At 63.0% G+C, this 13,861-nt stretch carries 12 protein-coding genes; 1 reads left to right on the forward strand and 11 read right to left on the reverse strand.

Translation table 11 applies throughout. The features are described from left to right. Positions 1-23: 23 nt before the first annotated feature. The 9 genes from AC559A_RS01210 to AC559A_RS01250 all read right to left on the reverse strand — a co-directional run bounded on the left by AC559A_RS01210 (position 24) and on the right by AC559A_RS01250 (position 9,275). The gene (locus tag AC559A_RS01210; RefSeq protein ID WP_498815712.1) at positions 24-875 is read right to left on the reverse strand and encodes a phosphate/phosphite/phosphonate ABC transporter substrate-binding protein; all 852 of its coding nucleotides are present in this window, start codon (positions 873-875) and stop codon (positions 24-26) included. A 21-nt stretch (positions 876-896) separates the two neighbouring features. Next, complete coding sequence (locus tag AC559A_RS01215) at positions 897-1,073, reverse strand: diguanylate cyclase domain-containing protein (RefSeq protein ID WP_498815714.1); 177 nt, start codon at positions 1,071-1,073, stop codon at positions 897-899. Further along, the gene (alr, locus tag AC559A_RS01220; RefSeq protein ID WP_498815716.1) at positions 1,070-2,239 is read right to left on the reverse strand and encodes an alanine racemase; all 1,170 of its coding nucleotides are present in this window, start codon (positions 2,237-2,239) and stop codon (positions 1,070-1,072) included. Before alr ends, AC559A_RS01215 begins: the two co-directional genes overlap by 4 nt. Before the next feature lie 56 nt (positions 2,240-2,295). After that, positions 2,296-2,835 (reverse strand): LysR family transcriptional regulator, encoded by a 540-nt coding sequence (locus AC559A_RS01225; RefSeq protein WP_028573042.1) that lies wholly within the window; start codon positions 2,833-2,835, stop codon positions 2,296-2,298. An 81-nt stretch (positions 2,836-2,916) separates the two neighbouring features. Then, positions 2,917-3,288, reverse strand: a complete 372-nt coding sequence (locus tag AC559A_RS01230; RefSeq protein ID WP_498815718.1) for a hypothetical protein — start codon at positions 3,286-3,288, stop codon at positions 2,917-2,919. Positions 3,289-3,663: 375 nt separating this feature from the next. Beyond that, on the reverse strand, positions 3,664-6,054 hold the full coding sequence (locus AC559A_RS01235) for an SLC13 family permease (protein WP_498815720.1): 2,391 nt from the start codon (positions 6,052-6,054) through the stop codon (positions 3,664-3,666). A 27-nt stretch (positions 6,055-6,081) separates the two neighbouring features. After that, positions 6,082-7,020 (reverse strand): pseudouridine synthase, encoded by a 939-nt coding sequence (locus AC559A_RS01240; RefSeq protein WP_498815721.1) that lies wholly within the window; start codon positions 7,018-7,020, stop codon positions 6,082-6,084. 36 nt (positions 7,021-7,056) lie between these two features. Continuing rightward, the gene (locus AC559A_RS01245) at positions 7,057-8,739 is read right to left on the reverse strand and encodes a hypothetical protein (protein ID WP_498815723.1); all 1,683 of its coding nucleotides are present in this window, start codon (positions 8,737-8,739) and stop codon (positions 7,057-7,059) included. 32 nt (positions 8,740-8,771) lie between these two features. Further along, positions 8,772-9,275, reverse strand: coding sequence for a hypothetical protein (locus AC559A_RS01250; protein ID WP_156932984.1), 504 nt, complete (start codon positions 9,273-9,275; stop codon positions 8,772-8,774). Between the two features lie 150 nt (positions 9,276-9,425). Here AC559A_RS01250 and AC559A_RS01255 point away from each other — a divergent pair, with 150 nt between their 5' ends. Then, the gene (locus AC559A_RS01255) at positions 9,426-10,820 is read left to right on the forward strand and encodes an RsmB/NOP family class I SAM-dependent RNA methyltransferase (protein WP_498815725.1); all 1,395 of its coding nucleotides are present in this window, start codon (positions 9,426-9,428) and stop codon (positions 10,818-10,820) included. On the opposite strand, the gene AC559A_RS01260 is transcribed toward AC559A_RS01255, so the two are convergent. Both AC559A_RS01260 and AC559A_RS01265 read right to left on the reverse strand, forming a co-directional pair. Continuing rightward, positions 10,809-12,644, reverse strand: coding sequence for a chloride channel protein (locus tag AC559A_RS01260; RefSeq protein ID WP_498815727.1), 1,836 nt, complete (start codon positions 12,642-12,644; stop codon positions 10,809-10,811). The two genes, AC559A_RS01255 and AC559A_RS01260, sit on opposite strands and share 12 nt — an antisense overlap. 173 nt (positions 12,645-12,817) lie before the next feature. Next, positions 12,818-13,780, reverse strand: coding sequence for a bifunctional riboflavin kinase/FAD synthetase (locus AC559A_RS01265; RefSeq protein WP_498815729.1), 963 nt, complete (start codon positions 13,778-13,780; stop codon positions 12,818-12,820). Positions 13,781-13,861 lie beyond the last annotated feature (81 nt).

The following is a 13,861-nucleotide window of genomic DNA, read 5'->3' on the forward strand; positions in this document are numbered from 1 at the left end:
CCTGGTCAGCTCGAGGGCAGGGGCTAACGGAGGGCTTCGCGGAAGCCGTCGTACAGGGAATCGTCCAGCACGGAAAAACCGGCCGCGGGCCAGCCGAGCATCTCTTTCATGGCCGTATTGAAGGGATGGTCCAGTGGCATGGCGTCCAGGGCTTCTTGGTACATGGCCGCCCGCTCCGGGGTGATGTGGCCCGGTGAAACGATGGCGTCCAGAGGGATGGGGTCGGATTTGAGCAGGACCCGGAAGATGTCTCCGTGGGTCTGAACCGCGCTGTGGTAGGTTCCGTCGGAAACCGCGCCCAGGTCGATGGAGCCGGCCACCAGGGCCTCGATGATCCGGTCGTGGCGTTTGAGGAAAAAGACGTTGCGGAAGTACGTCTCCGGCTCAATGCCCAGGTTGCGGAGCATCATGGCCGGGTAGGCGTAGCCGGAGGTGGACCCCGTGTCCGTGAAACCCATTCTTTTGTCCTGGGCCTGGGATAATTCCGTGATCGCGCTCTCTTTCAAGGTGATAATGTAGGAGTGGTAGTAGGGGATGACCTCCCCGGCGTCCTGGTTGAATTCCATGTAGGTGGCGATATATTGCAGGGCGGGCAGCCGCTCTTTGAGTTTGAGGTAGTTGACCGGGTTGAGCCAGGCGATATCCACGGAGCGGTCTTCCAGGCGCAGGACCATTTCATTGTAGTCACGGGTGATGGTCGGGGTGATGGTTTCCCCGGTCCGATCGCTGAGGTACTCGGCCAGGATGCGCATGGGCGGAAGCAGTTTCTGGGGGTCGGTCATGGGGTAGACGGCGAGGCGCAACTCCCCGGCCGCCGTGGAGACGGTGAACGGGAAAACCATGATGGCCAGGCAAATCAGAAAAATGCGTCGCATGCTCGATGTCCTCCATGTCCCTCAGCACGTTGATTTCGCGAAATCATCCATCCCCAGGGCAAGGCAGACCCGGTTTCGACCCTGGGATTTCTCCCGGTAAAGCTGTTCGTCGGCCCGGGCCACGAACTTATCCGGCGTGGTGGTCTGGTCGCAGCGAGTCATGATCATCCCCAGGCTGATGGTGACGTATCCGATCAAGCATGATCGAGGTCTCCTTGACTCGCCTCGGACGAGGCGACGTATTCCCGCGGATTCATTCCCAGCATGCAGAAGACTTCATACGGAATTGTCTCCCACCAGGAGGACAGTTCTTCCGGCGTAATCGCGTCACCTTCGTCCGGCCCCAGCAGCACGGCCATGTCTCCGGGCACGACGCCGGGAACGTGGGACACGTCCACGGCGGTCATCTGCATGCACACCCGGCCGAGGACTTTGACCCGTTGACCGCGCAGCAGCATCCAGCCCTTGTTCGACAAACCCCGTGAATAGGCGTCCGCGTACCCGGCGGCGACCACGGCCACGGTCTTGTCCCGGTCCGCGACAAAGGTCCGTCCGTAGGAAATGGACGCCCCCTTGGCCAGGGGATGCACGGCCAGCACCGGAGCCTGGACGCGCATGGCCGGGCGCAGATCTCGGCCCAGATATTCCAATTCAGTGCCGTGGAATGGGTTGGCCCCGTAAAGGGCGATGCCCGGTCGCTGCCGGTCCCAGGCCAGTTCAGGATAGGCCAGGAGCCCCGCGGAATTGGTCAGGGAGCAGCGTGGGAGTATTCCAGCGGTCGTGAGGCCGGACTGGAGACGGGCCTGGACGATCAGGTACCGGGTCGCCTGTTCCCGGACGAATTCCGCCTGGTCGGGGTCGTCCGCGGTGGCGAGGTGGCTGAACAGCCACCGAGGTTCCACATCGCGGCAGTGGGCCAGGGTCTCCAGGACCATGTCCACCTCCGCATGGTTAAAGCCCAGCCTGGCCATACCCGTGTCGAACTTCAGGGCCACCGCGGCCCGGCGCTTTGTCGCGTCGGCGGCGGTCTGGAGCCACGTCAACTGGTCGTGTCGCGCGGCTACCGGCACGATATCGCGTTGCACCGCCTCGCGGGCCTCTTCGGAGGACTGGGGACCCAGCAGGGCGAACACGGTCCCCCGGACCTCCGGGCGCAATCGGGTCGCCTCGGCCACCGTACCCACGGCGAAACAGTCCGCCCCGCTCTCCGCCAAGGCTTTGGCAACGGGGATCAATCCGTGACCGTAGGCATCGGATTTGATCACGGCGATCAGCCCGGTCCCCCGGGAGCGCAACAGCCGAAAATTATCCTGGATTGCGCCAAGGTCCACGGTGACCCGGAGCAGGTTGGAGTCAATGGGCATGATGCGAGCGTCCTGTTCGGTCAATTGCCGTTCGATTTCGCGGTAATGATTTCAAACTACAGCACGTCTTCAATGGCCAGTTCCGCCACGTCCACGTCCACGGCCAGCCAGACCAGTTCGAGGTCCCTGGCGAAGAAATAGTGAGCCTGCCCCTGGCCCAGGGCCATGTAGAAAACGACGTCGTTTTTGACGCGGGGCATCAGGTGAGAAAAGCCGTGGCCTTCCTTGGCCATGATCTCGGCCATCTCTTCCATGTCCGTCACGACCCGTCGAGGATCGTCGTACAGGGAAACGTAATACGTGGCCGAACCCGGAGGCCCTTTGTATTCGGCAATGTAGTTGGCTTGGGTGGCCACGTCCCCGTGATGCATCCGGTTGATGATCGCGGCGGCGCGCCGGCCGTCGATCAGCTCGACCAACTCCATTCCGGCGATGGTTCGAGGGATGAATTCAGGGATGGAAGAAGACGCTTGGTCCGCTGTTTGATCCGCCGCCGCCGGGATCGGCATGTAGACGGTGATCAGGGCGAGCAGGATGATAACGGCGGGGGTCGGGTGCAGGGTAATCTTCGGAGAAGAAGATGCATGGAGCCGCATAACGACGTTCCTTGATAGCTGGTGGGTTGATCGAACGTAACGCGGGGAGACCCGTGCGATCCGGGCCTCTCCGCGTTGATTTCAATTTTTGACCGTCACGTCCACGACGTTTTGGCGGGCGATGCTGATTTCTTGGCCTCCTTCCTGCTTCACGAAGACGTGCATGAAGCCCATGACTTCATACTCTCCATCCTCCAGGGCGGAGGTGTCCCATCGGACCGGAAAATACGTGTCCTGGTCCTCGGACTCTCCGATCTTCACCCAGGTGCTTTCGCCTTTCTTCCGGTAATACCAGGGGTTGGTAATCCTGTTAACCGGGCCCTTGATGTTCAGTTTCGCCAATTGCTTGGCCAGTAATTCCCTGTCCAGATCCTCACGCAGCAGAATCGTGCCGGAGTAGACCTGAGACACCTCGGTGGGCACGATGAAGAGTGGTCCCCAGTTGTACGACATGACGCGCCTCCTTTTTTCGATGCTGATTTCTCGGTGCTCTCTCGACGTTTTGAATTGATCGATCACGGATCGGTCGGTTACCTGGAAAACCGTGTATACACTTTCCCGTTATCCAACTCCATCAAGCAAAGCAACCGACTACAGCCGAACATGGGAGATTTGTTCTCGATTCTCACACGCTATTAGGATCGGTATCGAAATCCTGATCGAAATCGAAATCGAAATCGAAATGAACGTCATATCCTACGAGGTGCTGTAATTACGATTCCGATTCCGACCCCGGCAACAGAATTTCTCTGTGCTGAGTAGTTACCAGTATTTTTCGACTTCGATACCGATTTCGATAAGAACGGGTTTGCCCGACTACAGCCGAATCTATGCCGGAAAGAAAACCGGCAGCAGCCAGACGCAGACCAGCATGGAGATGATGGTCAGGGGAACGCCCAGTTTCAGGTAGTCCACGAAGCGGTAGCCGCCGGGACTCATTACCAGCAGGTGGGCCGGATGGGACAGCGGGCTGGCGTAGCTGGAGGAGGCGGACATGGCTACGGTCATCATCAGCAATTGGGGCGAGATGGCCAGGGTTTCGGCGGTGGTCAGGGCCACCGGGGCCATCAGGACCACCAGGGCAGCGGTGGGGATGACCTGGGTGCCGAGCACCGTGACCAGGAACAGGGCCGCGACCACCCAGCGGGGGCCGAGGTCTCCGACCACGGCGAGCAGAGCCTCGGCACCCATCTGGGCCGCGCCGGTGTTCTCCACGGCCACGCCCAGGGGGAGCATGCAGGCTATCAAAAAGACGACCTTCCACTCAATGGCTCGGTAGGCCTCGTCCATGCTGATGCATTTGAGGAGGACCATCAGGGTCGAGCCCACCAGGGCGGCGATGGCAATGGGCAACAGGCCGAAGATGGCGCTGAGCACCACGCTGAGCATGATCGTCGCGGCGATGGGAGCCTTTTCCAGACGCGGGGCCTGGGCCGCGGACTGGTCGAGCACGAGAAAGTCGGGATTGCGGGCAATGGCTTCCAGGCTGCGCCGGGGGCCGTGGACCAGCAGGGCGTCCCCGAACTGAAGGGGCAGGTCCTGCAGTCCGGTCCGATGGGCCCGCCCCTTGCGCCAGACGGCCAGGACGCTGACCCCGTACTGATCCCGAAACATCAAATCGGCCAGGGTCTTTCCGGCCAGGGAGGTCCGCGGTGAAAGCAGGACTTCGGTCACGGCCACCTGTTGAGATTCCAGCTCGGCCAGCAGCTCGCTGTCCTGCTCGGCGATGGTCAGTTCCTGCAAGCCTTGCAGCAGCTCCAGGTCCCGTTCCGTGCCCTGTAACACGAGCAGGTCGCCGGGGCGGACGATTTCACTGGCCGCGGGCATGCAGACCATGGCGTCGTCCCGCAGGATGCTGACCACGGTCAGGCCGAAGGCGTTGCCCAACCGGCTGTCCATCAGATCCCGTCCGGCCAGTACCGAGCCCTCCGGCACCCGCACGGCCAGAAAGTGGACCTCGCCGCCCGGAAGCACGCTCCGAAGTTCGCCCGAACTTTCATTGGGAGCTTCCCTCAAATTTCGCAAGGGGCCGGTCTGAATCGGGATCGGGTCCGTGATAATCCCGTTTTGAACCAGCTTGTCCAGAGGCTCCCGCTCCCCTTGGAGCAGGAGGCGGTCTCCCGGAGTGAAGCGGTGATACTGCGGATGCCTGAGGGTCCGACCCTCGACCGTGCGGACGCGCAGCACCTGGACCAGATGCTCCCGCCGCAGGCCGCTTTGGGCCAGGGTTGTTCCGACCAGAGGGGACTGCTCGCCGACATGGCCTTCGACAATGGCCGTGCGCTCGCAAAACAGAGCGTCCAGATGCCCAAGCGGTTCCACCCGCAGGTGCTGGTCGCCGTGGAAGCGTTGGAGCTGTTCCGGTTGCCCATGTACGATGACGGTGTCTCCGGCCTCGAGCACGTCCGTGGCCCTGGGGGCCAGCATCAACACGCCCTTGCGTTGCAGGGCCACCACGGTCAGGTACAGGGCCGAGCCGATCCGGCTTTCGGCCAAGGTGCGGCCGTCCAGGGGGGAGTCGGCCGGGATGGTGATGGAGAAAACATGGGAGTCCATCTCGTAGGAAGCCCCGGAAGACCGTCCCCGCTGTCCCGTCGCGGACGGTCCGGGCTTGTGGGTCGGCAGCATCCGGCGGCCGATGAGCACCACGAAGATGATCCCGGCCGCGACGATGGCCGCGGTGATGGGCGTGAAGTCCAGCAGGGCGAAGGGCGCGTAACCGGCGTTGCGCAGGGCGTCCGTGGCCAGGATGTTGGGCGGGGTGGAAATCCCGGTGAACGGCCCGCCCAGCAGGCAGCCCAGGGCCAGGGGCATTAACAGCCTTGACGGAGGGCGACCGCTGCGCCGGGCCAGTTCCATGGTCGCGGGCAACAAAATCGCGGCCACGGTGACCGTGTTGATCAGGGCGGAAAGCAGGCTTGCGGCCACCATCAGGGCGATGATCAAAACGGCCTCGCTGCCTTTGGCGAAGTGTTGCAGCGGCTTGCCCAGTTGATGGGCCACTCCGGTGCGGGTCAGCCCGGCGGACAGAATGAACATGGCCCAAACCGTGACCACGGCCGGACTGCTGAAGCCGGCCAGAGCGTCTTGCGGGGAGACGAGACCGGTCAGGGCCAGGGCGGACAGCACCAGCAGTCCCACCAGGTCCACCCGCAGCCATCCAGCGATGAACACCACCAGGGCCGCCGCGATGATCGTCGTCAGAAGAAAGATATCCATGGCGTACCGTGATCCTTGAAGAGTATTTCAGAGAGCGGAAATGTCGTTGTTCGGGCGGTTTTCAGCCAAGTCGCGGGTCGCCTCGGACAGCGCCTCCACGGAGAGTTCGGACGGCAACGCCCAAGGGGGAGGCCAGTTCGGGAGCAGATGAAATTCCTGACCGGGCCAGACGATATGCCAGGCATGGAGCAGCATGCCGCCGGGGCGGGCCGGGCCGCCGTATTTGACGTCTCCGATCAGAGGATGACCGCGGGTGGCCAGTTGCACCCGGATCTGGTGGGTGCGCCCGGTCAGCGGCGCGACCAGGACCAGGGCGGCGTCCTGAGACTGGAAGAGGGTTCGGACCAGGGTCCGGGAAGGTTTGCCCGCGCCGACGCGCATTTTTTCACCAAGGCCCGTGCGGACCTTGGCCGTCTCGTCCCGCAACAGCGCGGGCTCGCGCCAAGAGGGGCGTCCCTGGACCCAGGCCAGGTAGGTTTTGCGAACCTTTTCGGAACGCCATAGGTCTTGCAGGGCTTGGAGCCGGGCGTAGGTCTTGGCCACGACCAGCAGGCCGGAAGTGTCCCGGTCCAGGCGGTGAGCCAGGGCGGGCTTCCAGGGGTGATCCGCGAAACGAGCGGCTAGGCGGCCCGCGACGCCGTCCTGGTGGCCGGTCCCGGCGTGGACCGGGAGACCTTTGGGTTTGGCCAGGACGAGCAGGTCGTGGTCTTCATGCACCACGTCGAGAAGGTGGTTTTCGGAGCTGTCGAGAACCGGAGCGGGGGACGGTCCTGGTTCCGGCAGGTCGTGGGGCGGAACGCGGACGCGGTGGTTTGCTTCAAGACGGGTCCCGGGCTTGGCCCGGGACCCGTTCACTCGAACCTGGCCGGTACGGATCCAACGCTGCAAGGCCGAAGCCGGGACCGCGCCAGCCAGGCGGCGCTGGAGGAACTGAAGCAGCTTCTGCCCGGCTTCGGGTTCGCTCACTGTCCAGACTTGGACCCCCGGCACGGCTATCCGGTACTATTCCAGGCCGATGTCCAGCGTGGTCCCGGTATCCGGCACGGTGTCCAGGTCCAGGGCGTAGGTCAGCAACACGGTGCGGCGTTGGGTGAACCCGGTCACTCCGGGGTGGGTGTTCACCAGGACGAAAAGTTCGGTGCGTCCGTCGTTCATCACGTCCGCCAGGCCGTAATCCACCACCGTGCCGCGAATGCGCCGGGTCTTCCAGTTGATGTTCAGGTTGATGCCGTCCCAGAACAGGGAGTGGATTTCTCCCTGGGGGAAATACCGGTAGCGGGCGAAGAACTGGGCCGAAAGAGAGATGTTTCTGTTGACCAGCAGGTTCCAGGGCGAGTTTCGGTCCAAACGAAACGGGACCAAGCGCGAGGGAATGTAGTAGTAGTCCCGCATCTCCTCGTCCTTGAGCTGGCCGAGGCCCGGCATGGAGTCGTCCGTCACCAGACCGAGGGCCGAGCCTGCATAGGACTCTTCGGTGACCGACTGGAAGCTGTTGGTGGCCGAAAAGATGCGCAGTTTGTCGCGATGGTCGGCGATGACGATCTTGAAGTCGTTGTCCTGGGGCAGAAAGGTGAAATTAAAGACGTTGGCCTCCTTTGGCAGGTTCAGAGGCGTGCCCGGTTCCAGACGCCCGTCCATACGCAACACCTCGTGCACGCTGGAGTCGAAGAGCCGATTGCGACCCTGGCGCTGTCCGATCAGGACGTGACGGTAGTCCGGGGGATGGCGCACCACGTTCATGTACAGGGGGATGCGGTCTTCAAGGAGCGTGAAGCGACCGTCGACGAAGCTGAGGATGAACGAGCGCGGAGCTTCTTCGAGAATCGCCGAGACGATGATTTCCTGAGAACCGTCCCGGTTGATGTCCAACAGGTTGATGTTCAGGCACTGAATCCGGGTTGGGGCGGCGTATTCAGCCAGGGGCATCAGCCTGTTGTCCACCACGTGGTAGGCCAGGACTTTGTTGTCCGTGAGGAGGAATATCTCGTTTTTGCCGTTGCCGTCGGCGTCGCCGACCGCCATGCCCAGGGAGGCGAAGGGCAGGGCCTGGCTGCGCCAGCGGCCGGGCGCATCCGCTGAGCCGGCGTACAGGATTTCCGGATTCAGGTGGTAGGGATTCCGTTCCGGGCCGTATTCGTTGTAGATCAGGTCCGGATGGCTCGGCCCGGCGGCCTGGATTGGTTGGCCCGCCTGGGGCTGGGCGGCCTGCTCCTGGCGTCTGCCGAAGACCTGGGCGTTGATCTCCCGGGCCACGCCTTCCAGCGCGGGAATCAGGTCGTTGAGAGGAACCTGGGCGGAGTAGGGAAAGTCATTGCCCTGGACGTCCAGGACATGAGCGTCCAGACTGGCTTGGTCGCCGAGAATCGTCACGCTGCCGAAGATCAGATAGTCCGTGCCCAAGGCGTCAAGCGCCGTTTGGGCTTCTTCCTGGGAAGCCGGGGTCGTGGGAACGACCTGGGTGATGACGGGCCTGTCCACGTCTTCAAAGCGTTCGGCCCACTTGAGCCGTGAGGTGAGCATGGTCTGCACGCCCTGCCCCAGGTAGGCATACTGGTCCGGGCCGTGCACGGTGAAGGGCAGCACGGCGAAGCGCTTCAGGGCTTCCTCGGCCAGGACCGCCTTGGGCGGCGTCGCGCAGGTGAACAAAACAACGGCCATCAGCAAAAAACGAAAGAAATGACGCATGGAGGTCTCCTTGACATTGGCGGGGAGGGATATCATGTCGGGCTGGTCGCGTCGCGCAGGATCACGACGAGTTGTCCGGGACCGGGACGGCTCAGCGTGACCCGGGCGGAGTTGACGATGGTTTGGGCCAGGGTTTCCAGTTCCTCCGAAAGTCCGGGCCGGAAGGCGGAAGGTCGGCCTTCGGGAAGGTGCAGTCGGAGGTGATTTTCGACGTCGTCGCTGAACAAATCCGGTCCGATCCACATTTGCACGTCGCCGCGGGGTTGGGATACTAGCGAGAGATACAACAGCCACAACCCATGAATCCTATCCCGATCCGGTGTTCCGGGAGCCAGCAGCAATTCCAGCTTCGTGGACAGGTCGTCCACCACCGCGCCCAGTCTGGACTCCAGGGTGTCGAGTACAGCGGAACGTCGACTCGGCGGACAGTGCTCCAGGGCTTGGAACAGGGCTGCGAACAACGCGGCTGAAATATCCCGTGAACCATCTCCGGAAGCCGTTAGGTTCGAAAAGGTGAAAGGCGAGTCAAGAGACATGCCGGAAACGGGATCGGGCAAGGGCTCGGAGAATGGGGCGATCAACGGAAATGGTCCACTGTTGTTTGGAGAGTCGAAAAAATCATTTTAGACGCTTTCATTCACCAACGCAAATGATCATTTGCGTACATACGGGAGAGAACAGGCCGCATGCCGAGAAGTTTTCGCATCGTCTGCCGACCTGAGCACGTCGGGCTGGTGGAGGAACTGCTGCGGGCCGAAGGCCACGTCTTCGCCCAGGAGCCTTTTTCCCCTCTGGCACGCCGGCTGATGGAGGAACCGGCTCCGCTGGGAGCTTCCGCTGCCGCGGCTTTTGGTCTGATCTACATCCAGGACCGTTCCTCCATGCTCGCGCCGCTCTTGCTCCATCCGCCCCAAGGCGGCACTGCGCTGGACATGTGCGCCAGCCCGGGCAGCAAGACCGGTTTGTTGGCTCAACTTGTGGGCACCTCCGGCATGGTTCTGGCCAACGAGCCCAACCCGCGGCGGCTGGCGACGCTGCGCCAGAACTTGACGGCCCTGAACCTGATCCAGGTGGCCACCTGCGGCCGTCCCGGACAGGAATTGCCCTTGCCCGAAGCTTCGTTCACCCATATCCAGTTGGACCCTCCGTGCAGTGGATGGGGAACCGTGGAACGCAACCCCCGTGTTCTGGAAATGTGGCCGGAACACAAGCTCGGGCCGCTGGTCGCCCTGCAACGCGAGCTGTTGCGCAAGGCCGCCGCGCTGCTGGCTCCGGGCGGACGGCTGCTCTACTCCACCTGCACCACCAACCCGGGGGAGAACCGGGAGCAGGTCCGCTGGGCCGTGGAGCACCTCGGCCTGACGCCGGTCCCGCTGCATCCCCTGCCGGGCTTCGACCTGTCCCATGCCCTGTCCCATGCCCGGCCCGATGCCCCTTCAAGTGCTTTGGGCGAGGACGACGGCTGCCTGCACGTTCATACCGAGGCCGGCGAGGGACAGGGCTTTTTTTTCGCCGCCCTGACATGTTCCGAAGCCCGTTCCGCGGCTCCTCCGGCAAGCTTCGAAGGAGGGCGGCGGGAACGATCCGCTTCGCTGGAATCGGCCGGACGATCCCATGGTGGAAGGGGAAGGAAAAAGGACGACGCGTCCGGCACGGTGATCCGGCCCGGCGAGTTTCGCGGCTTGGAGGGCGTAGCCTGGGAGCATCTGCCTCCGGGAGAACTCCGGGACTTCAACGGTCGGGTGGTTTTTCTGCCGGAATGGACTTTGTCTCATGGCTTGGCCTTGCCGCCTTCCCTGGGGTGGCGGGGATTCGACCTGGGCCGACTGACGGGCGGCACCTTGCGGCTCAACCCCCGGTTGCGGCTGCTGCTGCCGGCGTACCGGCCCGGTCATGGGGTGAACCTGGACGACGCGCGGGACCTGAAAAAATTGTTGCAAGGCCAGAGTCTGGATTTGCCCTCAGGAGCCGCGACCGGACTTTCTGGGTGGGCCGGGGGCCGGGTTGGGCTGTACTGGCGCGGTTTGCCCCTGGGCTGGGCCACGGTTAAGGGCGGGCGCTGTCTGTGGTCACCGAAGTGAACATCCACGGCGTTTTTCCTCCGGAATGGCCTGGGTATAGGCCTGAAAGACGTCCTCGCGGTTGATCAGGCCCAGTACGTGATGTGCGTCGTCTCCTGATTCGTCCCGGACCACGGGAATCTGGTCCACATCCGCCTGCACGAAGGCCATCAGGGCCGTATACAGAGAGTCCTCGGGCCGGAGCAGCACGGGTTTGCGGGCCACGTCCTTGACCACCAGCAGATCGCACAGATCCTGCTCATAAAGGATCGTTCGCACGTCCTGGATGGACAGGATGCCGGTGATGCGGTCGTCGCGGCCGCGCACCGGAAAGTTGAACTGGCTGGTGTTGGCGATGACGTCCATCAAGACCCTCCAGGTCGTTCCCTCCTCCAGAATGATCACCCGGCCGGGCCGGAAATGGTCCTGAACGCGCAGCTCCTCCAGGACGTTGATGGTGGCGTCCTCCCGGTGCGCGGGGGAGTCGAACTTGTTCTCGGCTTGGTGCTCGTAGAGCGAGACGTTGCGGTTGATCACCAGACACAGGGCCGAGGCCAGCATCAGCGGGGCCAGCAGGCCGTAGCTCTGGGTGATCTCGCAAACCATGATCAGCGGGCCCACCGCGGCGTTGGCCACTCCGGCGAAAAACGCGGCCATGCCCACCAGCACGTACCCTCCGGGCTGGGTGACCACGCCCGGGAGCAACAAGTGCCCGACCTGCCCGACCACCCCGCCGCACATCCCACCCACGAACAGGGCCGGGGCGAACATCCCGCCGCTCATGCCCGAGCCCAGGGTGATGGACGTGGCCAGAGTCTTGCCGAGAAATACGGCCAGCATCACCACCAGGGACAGCTGGCCCAGCACGGCCATTTCCAGCCAGCCGTAGCCGTCGCTGAGCACGGGCGGAAAGGCGACCCCCAGCATGCCCACCAGCAGCCCGCCCAGCCCCATGGACCAGACCAGTCCGGCGCGTTGCCGGATATGCTCGAAGACAGTGCGCTTGATGAAGAAAAACGTCGAGAGGTAGGCCCGTCCGGCCAGGGCGCAGACCAGGGCCAGGACGATGTAAAAAGGCAGTTCCTGAGCGCTCTGGAAGCGGAAGTCCGGGGTTTCCAGCATGGGCACGGCGCCGAAGAACAGGGTGAACAGGGAGTAGGCGGTGACCGAGGAAATCAGGGCCGGCAGGATGGCCTCAGCCTCGAAGTCTTCCCGGTAGAGGACCTCCACAGCGGTGATCGCCCCGCCCAAGGGGGCCCGAAAAACCGCGCCCAGCCCGCCGGCGGCCCCGGAAAGCAGTAGAATCCGCCGTTCCTTGACGCTCAAGCCGAGGCGATCGGCCAGCAGGGAACCGAAACAGCCTCCGAGTTGGGCCATGGGGCCTTCCCGTCCGGCGCTGCCCCCGCTGGCGATGGTCAGCACCGCGGTGGCGCTTTTGATCAGGGTCGTGCGCACGGGCATGTGGCCGTCCTGGCGGTGGAACGCCTTGATCATGGCGTCCGTGCCGTCCGTGCCGCCGGACATGGGTTCGGAAATCCAGCGGCTGACCAGGATTCCGGTCAGTACGCCCACGGATGCGGTGAGAATGGGGACCAGCCAGGGGCGATACGTTCCCGGTTCGCCGTGAAAAAGGACCTCCCCCGAGGGCAAAGGCAGGTCCAGGCCTGCCAGGTACACCAAAAAAAAGTGGCGCAGCCCCTCCAGGCTGACGAAAAACACCACCGCCGCCAACCCGGAGAGCAGCCCGGCCAGCAGGCCCAGCAACACCCACCGGGCCGACCCGCCCCGACCCGCGGCATGGAGGAAGCGGGTCCATTTCCGGATGTGCGGTTCAGAAACAGACATGGACTGGCGAGTCAGCTAGTGAAGAGTCTTTGTTCGACAGTTCGTTCAAAAATCCCAAGTGCAAGGAGCAAGAAAAGCTCAAGGTCGAAGCGTATTTCTTCATACGTGAGAGTTTGAACTTTTTGTGGCGACGCGGCAATTGGAGGTTTTTCAACGGACTGCCAGACGCACTGTCAGACGCACTGCCTGGCTTCCACCAGATGCGCCTCCGGGGAGTCGAGAATGCGGCGGGCCAAGACAATGTCTTCGCGAATTCGGGCCATCAGCGCGTCAAGGTTCGGAAATTTTTGTTCGCTGCGCAGCCGCTGAACGAAGTGGACGCGAACGTCGCGGTCGTAGATGTCCTGGTCGAAATCCAGGATGTGCACCTCCACGGAGAGCACGTCGTTTCCAAAGGTGGGGTTGTAGCCGATGTTGGCCACGGCCGGATATGTCCGACACTCGGATTCGGCCCAGACCGCATAGACTCCGGTCTTGGGGAACAGTTCGTCGCGCAGTTGCAGGTTGGCCGTGGGAAAGCCCAGCAGACGACCACCCCGGTTGCGCCCGGAAACCACCTTGCCCTCCACCCGGTAGAACCGGCCGAGCAAAGGCCGGACCTCCCAGATCAGTCCGGCCTGAACCATGTCCCGAATTCGCGACGAACTGACCACCGCATCGTCGATCAGCACCGGCCCGATCTGCTCCACGGTAAACCCGTGCCGCGCCCCGAGTTCCCGGAGCATGGCGTAGTCGCCCTTGCGGTTGCGGCCAAAGGCGTAATCGTACCCGATGACCATCTCCCGCATGCCCAGACCCTCCAGAAGATAGGTCCGCACGAACTCCTCGGGTTCCAGTTTGGCCATGTCCTTAGTGAAGGCAATGCAAAAGGCGTAGTCGAGCCGTAGGGAGGCGATGGACTCCAGCTTTTGGTGCGGCAAGGTGATGAACGGGGGCGTCCGTGATCCGCTCAGAACCCGCAGTGGGTGCGGTTCAAAGGTGACCGCGACGCTGGGAAGACCGAGGGAAGCGGCTTTTTGGCGCGTCCGGCACAACAATTTCTGGTGGCCCATGTGGACCCCGTCGAAATTGCCGATGGTGACGCAGGATTGAGAAACGGTTTGGCGGGCTTCTTCCAGGGTGCGCAAGACCTGCATGAGGATGGGGTTCTCCTACCGGATAGGTATGTCGTTCGCCGTCTCCCGAAACCCGAAATCGGAAGACTTCGCGAAACGGCG

Origin of the sequence: Desulfonatronum zhilinae, assembly GCF_900182865.1 — a bacterium.
Lineage (GTDB): Bacteria > Desulfobacterota > Desulfovibrionia > Desulfovibrionales > Desulfonatronaceae > Desulfonatronum > Desulfonatronum lacustre.

Excerpts from the sequence above, each read along its gene's own strand:
- AC559A_RS01210 (WP_498815712.1), bottom strand. The coding sequence starts at position 875 with ATGCGACGCATTTTTCTGATTTGCCTGGCCATCATGGTTTTCCCGTTC.
- alr (WP_498815716.1), bottom strand. The coding sequence starts at position 2,239 with ATGCCCATTGACTCCAACCTGCTCCGGGTCACCGTGGACCTTGGCGCA.
- AC559A_RS01225 (WP_028573042.1), bottom strand. The coding sequence starts at position 2,835 with ATGCGGCTCCATGCATCTTCTTCTCCGAAGATTACCCTGCACCCGACC.
- AC559A_RS01230 (WP_498815718.1), bottom strand. The coding sequence starts at position 3,288 with ATGTCGTACAACTGGGGACCACTCTTCATCGTGCCCACCGAGGTGTCT.
- AC559A_RS01235 (WP_498815720.1), bottom strand. The coding sequence starts at position 6,054 with ATGGATATCTTTCTTCTGACGACGATCATCGCGGCGGCCCTGGTGGTG.
- AC559A_RS01245 (WP_498815723.1), bottom strand. The coding sequence starts at position 8,739 with ATGCGTCATTTCTTTCGTTTTTTGCTGATGGCCGTTGTTTTGTTCACC.
- AC559A_RS01250 (WP_156932984.1), bottom strand. The coding sequence starts at position 9,275 with ATGTCTCTTGACTCGCCTTTCACCTTTTCGAACCTAACGGCTTCCGGA.
- AC559A_RS01255 (WP_498815725.1), top strand. The coding sequence starts at position 9,426 with ATGCCGAGAAGTTTTCGCATCGTCTGCCGACCTGAGCACGTCGGGCTG.
- AC559A_RS01260 (WP_498815727.1), bottom strand. The coding sequence starts at position 12,644 with ATGTCTGTTTCTGAACCGCACATCCGGAAATGGACCCGCTTCCTCCAT.
- AC559A_RS01265 (WP_498815729.1), bottom strand. The coding sequence starts at position 13,780 with ATGCAGGTCTTGCGCACCCTGGAAGAAGCCCGCCAAACCGTTTCTCAA.